The sequence below is a fragment of the Thiohalorhabdus sp. genome, from assembly GCF_036628635.1.
Lineage (GTDB): Bacteria > Pseudomonadota > Gammaproteobacteria > Thiohalorhabdales > Thiohalorhabdaceae > Thiohalorhabdus.
Genome location: NZ_JAZKRM010000068.1, coordinates 1 through 8,362, shown reverse-complemented (window position 1 = coordinate 8,362; position 8,362 = coordinate 1). Strand labels below are relative to the sequence as shown.

Here is an 8,362-nt window from a genome sequence, read left to right as displayed (position 1 = left end):
GTTACAGCTTCTGCAAGTCCCACAGCGCCGCCTTCATCGTTGCCGCCTGGCAGGGTGCCTACCTCAAGGCCCACTACCCGGCCGCGTTCCTGGCCGCCCTCATCGGCAACGGCGGCGGCTTCTACAGCCTGCAGGCCTACCTCGGCGAGGCCCGCCGCCTGGGCCTGGCGGTGCGCCCGCCGCACATCAACGCCAGCGGCGCGGCGCCGCACGCCGAGGGCACCGACGCGGTGCGCCTGGGCCTGGACGCGGTCAAGGCGCTCGGTCCCGGCGCCATCACGGCGCTCGTCGCGCAGCGGCAGTCCGGCGGCGCCTTCGCCGGCCTCGACGAGCTCGCCCGGCGCGTGCCGGCCCTCGACCGCGGGGCGCTGGAGGCCCTCATCGGCGCCGGCGCCCTGGACGGCCTGGGGGATTCGCGGCGGGCCCTGCGGTGGGCGCTGGAGAGCGACGCCGGCCGGGTTCGGGCCACCGGCACCGGGGACCTGTTCGCCGGCGCCGGCGACAGCGCCGGCCCGCCCCCCGCGATCGAGCCCGAGTCGCCCCGCGAGCGCCTGCAGGGGGAGCTGCGCCACCTGGGCGCGGTGGTCGGCGGCCACCCCTTCGACCTGTTCCCCGAGGCCACCGCGGCCTGGGAGGCTCGGGCGGTGCCCGCCACCGAGCTGGCCGCCCACGCCGGCGAGCGGGTCCGGGTGATCGGCTGGCACGTCACCAGCAAGCCCGCCCGCACCCGCACCGACGGCCTGCCCATGAGCTTTCTGACCCTGGAGGACCGCATAGGGCTGATCGAGTGCGTGCTGTTCCCGGACGCCTACCGGCGCTATGGGGCGCTGCTGCACGAGTTCGGGCCCTTCGTGGCCGAGGGTGTGGTGCGGCAGGAGCAGGGGGTGTGTACGGTGGAGGTGGCTTGGATGGGGCGGTTTGCGGATGCGCCGGCAGGATAGATGGCAAACGGGAAGGGGATTGTTCCGGGAATTTCGGGACGGATACGGAGAAAGAAAGTCCAGAAAAGCTTTTCGTTTTATTATTGAAATCTAAATTCAGGAATTATTTTGACATCGATTTTTTATCCCTGCTAAAAGATCCACGAAATAAAGGGGGCGGTTTCTGATCGATTTGCTCGGAGGCCGCGAAAGGGGGGCCTCCGTGCCGAAAAGTCGGTTAATATCCCGTAGTGTCGGGCCGGTTCTGCTCGGCCTGGCGTTCGTCCTGCCTGCTGTCGGCGTCACCATCGCCAGCTCCGGTGCCTCCGGAGCTTCCGGAAGCAATTCCAATCCCAACGCCCTCTGGGCCGCCCAGAGCCACGGGGTCCTCAAGCTCGGGGCCGCCGACGGTCGGGTATTGGTCGAGCTGCCCGACCGCGGGGTGCGCGCCCTGGTGGCCGACCCGAGACGGGGGACCATCTGGGCCTTGCGCCGCGGCAAGCTGGTTTCCTACCACCCGGACGGCGGGCCCCGCACCGTCACCCGTCTGGATCGGGAAGAGGACCCCGCCGGGGCCGTCCGGCCTGCCGGCGGCAATCGCCTCACCGGCATGCGCCAAGGCCGGGGTGGGCCCGGAGGCCCGGGTCACGACGAGCGGGACGCCGAGGACGAAGGCGAGAAGGGCAAGGAGGGGCACGGAGTCGAAGGGCGGCACGAGGCCGGCGAAGGGCACCGGAAGGCCCGCCTTGCCGTGGACGCGACCGGCGCCGTCTGGCTCGTCCGGGAAGCGACCCTCCTGCGGGTCGGCCGCGACGGCACCGTCCAATGGCGGACGGCGTTGGAGGACGATCCCGAGGCCCTCGCCATCGACACCCAGCGCGACCGCCTCTGGCTGGCGCAGGGCGAGACCCTGGTGGCCATCGCCAGCAATGGCACCCGCGCCGCCCGCATCGATCTGGCGGATCGCGGCGACGTCGAGTTCGAAGCCCTGGCCTACGCGCCGTCCCTGGACGCCCTGTGGGTGGCCGGCGACGACCACCTCCTGCGCCTGGGTCCGGACGGTACCCGCCAGCTCCGCGAGGCGATCGAGGATGCCGGACACCTGGCCGCCGACGGCCAGGGCGGTCTGTGGCTGGCCGGGGAGCGGACCCTGCGCCACGTGGCCGCCGCCGGCCTGGTGCGCTTCGAGCTCCGGCCCCTGGCCCGGCAGGGCAAGCTCGTCGATCTCGCCGCCAACCCCGCGGACGGGGCGGTGTGGGTCGCCTCGCCCCAGGGGCTGGCACGGGTGGCGCATTCCGGCAGCGTCACCCACCGCAAGGCCTTCCGCGGGCCCGGGCACACCGGCCGGGTCTGGGCATTGAGCCTGTTCGCCGACGTCACCTCGCCGACGCTGACCTTCGAGGCCCCCGGGCCCGACTCCGTCCACGCCAGCCTGACCCCCGAGCTGCGCCTGGCCCACCGTGACCTCGGCAGCGGCGTGGCCCCCGACACCCTAGCGGTTAGCGTGGACGGGGATTCGGTGGCGGTGGCCTGCGACCACGGTGAGGGCACCAGCACCTGCACCGCGGAGCCACCCCTGCCGGAAGGCCGGATCACCCTGGCGGCCACCGTGGCCGACCACGCCGGCAACACCTCCGAGGCCGCGGAGGTGACCGTCACCCTGGACGTCACCCCGCCGGTCATCACCGTTAGCGAGCCGGAAGAGGGCGCCTACACCAATCGAAGCGAGCTCACCCTCACCGGAAGGGTCACCGACAACGCCAGCGGCGTGGCCGAATTCACCGTGGCCGACGCCCCGGTCGACCTCGGGCCCGATCACGGCTTTGCCCACACCGTGACCCTGAGCGAGGACGGCACTCATCGCTTCGGCCTGGCCGCCACCGACCGCGCCGGCAACCGCGCCACTCTGACCCGTACCGTGATCCGCGACACCGTCCCGCCGGCCGCTCCGGCCACCGGCAAGATCGAGGTCGAGGTCAGGGGCGGCACCGCCACCGTCACCGGCGCCAAGGGCAGCGTCGAGGCCCACGCCACGGTGGTTGTCACCAACACCCGCACCGGCGAGACCGTGCGTGCCGCCGCCGACGGCGAAGGCCGGTTCACCGCCGAGATCGCTGCCCAGGCCGGCGATCGGCTCCGGGTGGCGGCCGTCGACCGCGCCGGCAACGAGAGCGATTCGGCTGAGATTGCTACCAGCGATATCCCGCCCGATTCCTCCCAAATGGCTCCCCCCATGCCCGAGTCGGGCATGCCGCCGTTTGCCCAACGGGTAGCGTTCCTCCACCGCGGGCCCAACCCCATCCAGGAAGGTGTCGGCGCCGGCACCATCGAGGCCCGGCGGGTAGCCGTACTGCGGGGCGAAGTCGCCAACCGCGCCGGCGAGCCCATGCCCGGGGTTACGGTCAGCGTCCTCAACCATCCCGAATTCGGGCAGACCCGCACCCAGGCCGATGGCGGTTTCGACCTCGCCGCCAATGGCGGTGGGCAACTGACTCTGGTGTATCGGAAGGAAGGCTTCCTGACCGTTCAAAGGACGGTAGATACCGGTTGGAACGATTGGTACCGGGTGGACGAGGTGGTCTTGACCCCGCTTAGCGACAAGGTCACCCGCATCGATCTGACTAGCGACAGGCCCATGCAGGTGGCCGCGGGTCCTGAGGTGACCGATCAAGCCGGCGCCCGCCAGGCCGTGGTCATGGTCCCACAGGGCACGACAGCTTCGATGAAGCGCCCCGACGGCACCACCGAGCAGCTCGCGAAGCTCGATCTCCGGCTGACCGAATACACCGTCGGCCCCGAGGGGCCGCGGGCCATGCCGGCCGAGCTTCCGCCCTCGACGGGGTACACTTACGCGGTGGAGCTGTCCACGGATCAGTTCCGTGAGCGGGGCGTTGCGGAGGGGGGCAAGGAGGTCCGGTTCAATCAGCCGGTGTCCGTCTACGTGGACAACTTCCTGGGTTTCCCCACCGGCGGGGCGGTACCGGTGGGCTATTACAACCGGGACACGGCGAATTGGGTCGCCGAGGAAAACGGCCGGGTCATCGAAGTCCTTGGGAAGTCCGGGGGACTCGCCCGGCTGGATGTCACCGGCGACGGCAGCCCGGCCACCGCCGAGGAGCGGAACGAGCTGGGCATCACCGATCCGGAGCGGGCCCGGCTCGCAAACCGATACGAGCCGGGCGATACCCTGTGGCGGGTCACCACCACCCACCTTTCCACCTGGGATTGGAACTGGGGGTATGGGCCTCCCTCCGGGGCGCGGGGCCCCTCGTTTCAAGTGGATCCAGAGGCAGACCAAGCCGGGGAGACCTCGGAGCAAAACGATTGCCCGGGCTGCTCCATCAGTCCCCAGGACCAGGCCGTCAGCGAATCCATCGAGGTTCCGGGAACGGGGCTGTCCCTCCACTACAACAGCGACCGCGCTGCCGGAGCCGCTGACACCACCACCGAGATTCCTGTCATGGGGAGCTCGGTTCCGGAAGACTTGCGGTACGTCAAGGTTGAGATCGACATCGCGGGCCAGCGTATCCGGCGGCGATTCGCGGACCCCCATCCCGACCAGCGCTTCACCTTCACCTGGGACGGGCGGGACGGTTTCGGTCGGAAGTGGTACGGGGAAGCCAAAGCTTACATCCGGGTGGCCTACCATTACGGGTGTGTCTATCGTCGGCCCCAGAGGGAGAGCGGTGGGGGAGGAGGTGGGGGTGGTACAGCCAGTCTCCGCAGCTTCGGCCAACCTAGCCAAACCACCACAACCCCAACCGGTGTAGCCTTCAAGGCCCTTGGGGCCTCCGGAGAAGGGCGTTGTCGGGGATTCGATTTCACCAAGGAGTGGAAGGCCTCTCTGGAGTCCCCTCATCGCCCCAGACAAGGGGCAGGCAACTGGAGCCTTTCGGCCGATCATACCCTGCGGGATGGCGTGCTGTTCCGGGGTGATGGGTCCCGGCGGAAATTGGACGCCCGGATCATTGAGACGGTGGCGGGGACGGGCCAAGCTGGCTTCGGCGGCGACGGTGGCCCGGCGGATCGAGCGCAGCTCTTCAACCCTAGAGGCGTTGCGTCTGGCCCCGACGGTAGCCTCTATATAGCCGACCACGGCAACGACCGGATACGGCGGGTTTCGCCGGATGGGACCATTACCACGGTGGCGGGGAAACGGCGAAACCGCCCCCTGGGTGACAACGACATTGGCGACGGCGGGCCGGCCACCGAGGCACTGTTTACCAGCCCTAGAGGTGTCGCGGTGGGGGCGGATGGCAGCATGTATATCGCGGATTACCGCCGCGTCCGGAAAGTCGATCCCGACGGCCTCATCACGACCGTTGCCGGTACCGGGGAGAAGGGCTTCAGCGGCGACGGTGGCCCGGCTACTCAGGCTCAGTTTCGACAACTGAAGGATGTGGCGGTGGGGCCCGACGGCGGACTGTACATCGCCGATACCCGCAATGAACGGATCCGGAAGGTAGCTTCCGACGGCACCATTACTACCGTTGCCGGTGGCGGCTCCACCAGACCGTTGGATGCCGACGGCCGGCCGGCTACTGCGGTGGACCTAAGAAAACCCCAGGCCATCGCGGTGGGCCCCGACGGGAGTTTGTTCCTCGCGGAAGCCGGATACCGAATCCGCCGGGTGGCCCCCGATGGAACCATCGAGACGCTTGCCGGGGATGACTACGGCTACGGGGGCGACGGCGGGGACCCCAGGGACGCCTTTCTAAAAAGCCCGGATGGTCTTGCCCTTGGCCAAGGGACCGGCCTCTATATTGCTACCAATACGGGGCATCGAATCCGGTGGATCCAGCCGAAGGGGACCATCACCACCGTGGCCGGTAACGGCCTCCGGCGGATCCATGCCCCCTTCAAGGAGGGGGGTTCCCCAACCGAGGTCCCCCTATCCCATCCGCGGGATGTCGCGGTGGGACCCAGCGGCAACCTCTACATCGCTGCCCCTGGGGACGATCGCATCTTTCGGGTCCGCGCCGGCGGGCGCATGACCACCCTGGACGGCAAGACGGCAGTGCCTTCCCGCGACGGCAACCGCCGCTACGTCTTCGACGACGCCGGCCGCATCCTCCGGAGCGAGGATACCCGAACGGGGCACACCCTGCGGGCCTTCGAGCGTGATCCGGTGGGCCGGCTCACCGCCATCACCGACGGCGACGGCAATACCACCACCATCGAGCGCGATGCCGCGGGCCAGGCCACGGCCATCGTCGCCCCCGATGGCCAGCACACCGCGCTCACCATTGACGGAAATGGCCACCTCACGGGCCTCACCGAGGCCACCGGAGCCACCTGGGCCATGGCCTACACCGGGGACGGTTTGCTGACCGAGATCACTGACCCCGGCGGCGACACGTCTGCCTTTGCCTACAACGGCAACGGCCGCCTGGTCCGCGACCACGGCCCGGACGGCTGGCTGTGGGACATTGCTCGTACCCGGGTTGCCGACGGTTACCGGGTGACCATGACCTCCGGCGAGGGCCACACCTCGGCGTTCACCACCCATCGCCCGCTTGAGGGCAGGCGGGTGTATACCAACCGGGCCCCGGACGGGACCGAGACCCGGCGAACCCACACCGATGGCGGGGACACCACCGTCGAACGGCCGGACGGTACAACCGTCACCCGCTCCGAGGCACCGGATCCCCGCTTCGGCATGGGGGCCCCCGTTACGGAGGATGCGACGATCACCACGCCCTCCGGCCTGGAGCGAACCGTCCAACGGGGGCGCAGCGCCAATGTCCCGGATCGCGCGCCGGCCGTCCGACCTGTACGCCTGAGCCGCTCGGTCACGGTCAACGGCCGGCGGGCCGAGGCGGTGTTCGAGCAGGCCACCGCCACCTGGACGCTCACCACCCCGGCCGGGCGTACGGCCATGCGCACCATCGACGGCCAGGGCCGCACCCTGGCACTGGATCCCGCCGGCCTGGCGCCCATGAATGCCGCCTACGACAACCGCGGCCGGCCGACGGAGGTCACCATCGCCAGCAGCACCGAAACCCGCACCACCCGGCTGGCCTACTACGGCGCCGGGGCGGGCGACCAGGCCGGCTATCTGAAATCGGTCACCGATCCCCTGGGCCGGGTGGTCACCTATACCCGGGACGCCGCCGGCCGAGTCACCGAGCAGACCCTGCCCGACGGGGGAACCGTCGGCTACCGCTACGATGCCGAGGGCAACCTGACGGCCGTGATTCCGCCCGGGCGCTCGGCCCACGTGTTCACCCACAACGGCCGCGACAACCGGGCCAGCTACACCCCGCCGGACCTGGGCGGTACCAAAACCATCACCCGCTACACCTACAACCGCGACCAGCAGCTCACCAGCGTGGAGCGCCCCGGCGGCGGCGTGGTCGATATCACCTACGACAGCGGCGGCCGGCGGTCTGCAGTGATCCTGCCCAAGTTCGGCACGGTCACCTACGGCTACGATAGCCATACCGGCCAGCTCGCCACGATCCTCGCCCCCGGCGGCCAGAACCTGAGCCTGGCCTATGACGGCTTCCTGCCCACCCGCAGCCAGTGGGCCGGCACCGTCAGCGGCACGGTCACCCGGGACTACGACAACAACTTCTGGGTCACCGGCCGTTCGGTGAACGGCAGCCAGGTGGGCTTCGCCTACGACGACGACGGCCTGCTCACCGCCGCCGGGGCGCTGAGCCTGACCCGCGATCCGGACCACGGCCGGGTCACCGGCACCGCCCTGGCCGGCATTACCGGCAGCCGGTCCTACAACCCCTTCGGCGAGCTCAGTGGCCGGACGGTGCAGGTATCCGGCGCCGGGGTCTATGACGCCGGCTACGCCCGCGACAAGCTCGGCCGGATTACCGGGGAGACCGAGACGGTGAATGGCGCTCCGGAGTCCTGGGACTACACCTACGACGACGGCGGCCGCCTGACCCGGGTCACCCGGGATGGCTCCCTGGTGGCGGACTACAGCTACGACGCCAACGGCAACCGGACCGCGGTGACCACGCCCAGCGGTACGATCACCGCCGACTACGACGAACAGGATCGCCTCATCCGCTACGGCAGCACCACCTACGGCTACACCCAGGCGGGCGATCTCCGGTCCCAGACCGGCCCGGCCGGCACCACCACCTACGACTACGATGCCCTGGGCAACCTGCGCCACGTCGAGCTGGCCTCGGGCAAGACCATCGACTACGTCATCGACGGCCGGAATCGCCGCATAGGCAAAAAGGTGGACGGTAGCCTGGTGCAGGGTTTCCTGTACAAGGACTCGCTCAACCCCATTGCCGAGCTGGATGGGTCCGGCAACGTAGAGGCCCGCTTCGTGTACGGGGCCAAGCCCAACGTCCCCGCCTACATGATCAGGAATGGGACGGAATACCGGATTATCTCGGATCACCTGGGCAGCGTACGGCTGGTGATCAACACCGCCACCGGCGCCATCGCCCAGCGTATGGATTACGGCC

Annotated in this window: 2 protein-coding genes; both read left to right on the top strand. The window is 69.6% G+C overall.

The window, feature by feature from the left end:
- The coding region (locus tag V5A19_RS13075; RefSeq protein WP_443081504.1) for a helix-hairpin-helix domain-containing protein at window positions 1-941 on the top strand (941 nt) is incomplete at its 5' end.
- A 202-nt stretch (window positions 942-1,143) separates the two neighbouring features.
- Window positions 1,144-8,362: NHL domain-containing protein (locus tag V5A19_RS13070; RefSeq protein WP_332327901.1), on the top strand; the 7,219-nt coding region annotated here is incomplete at its 3' end.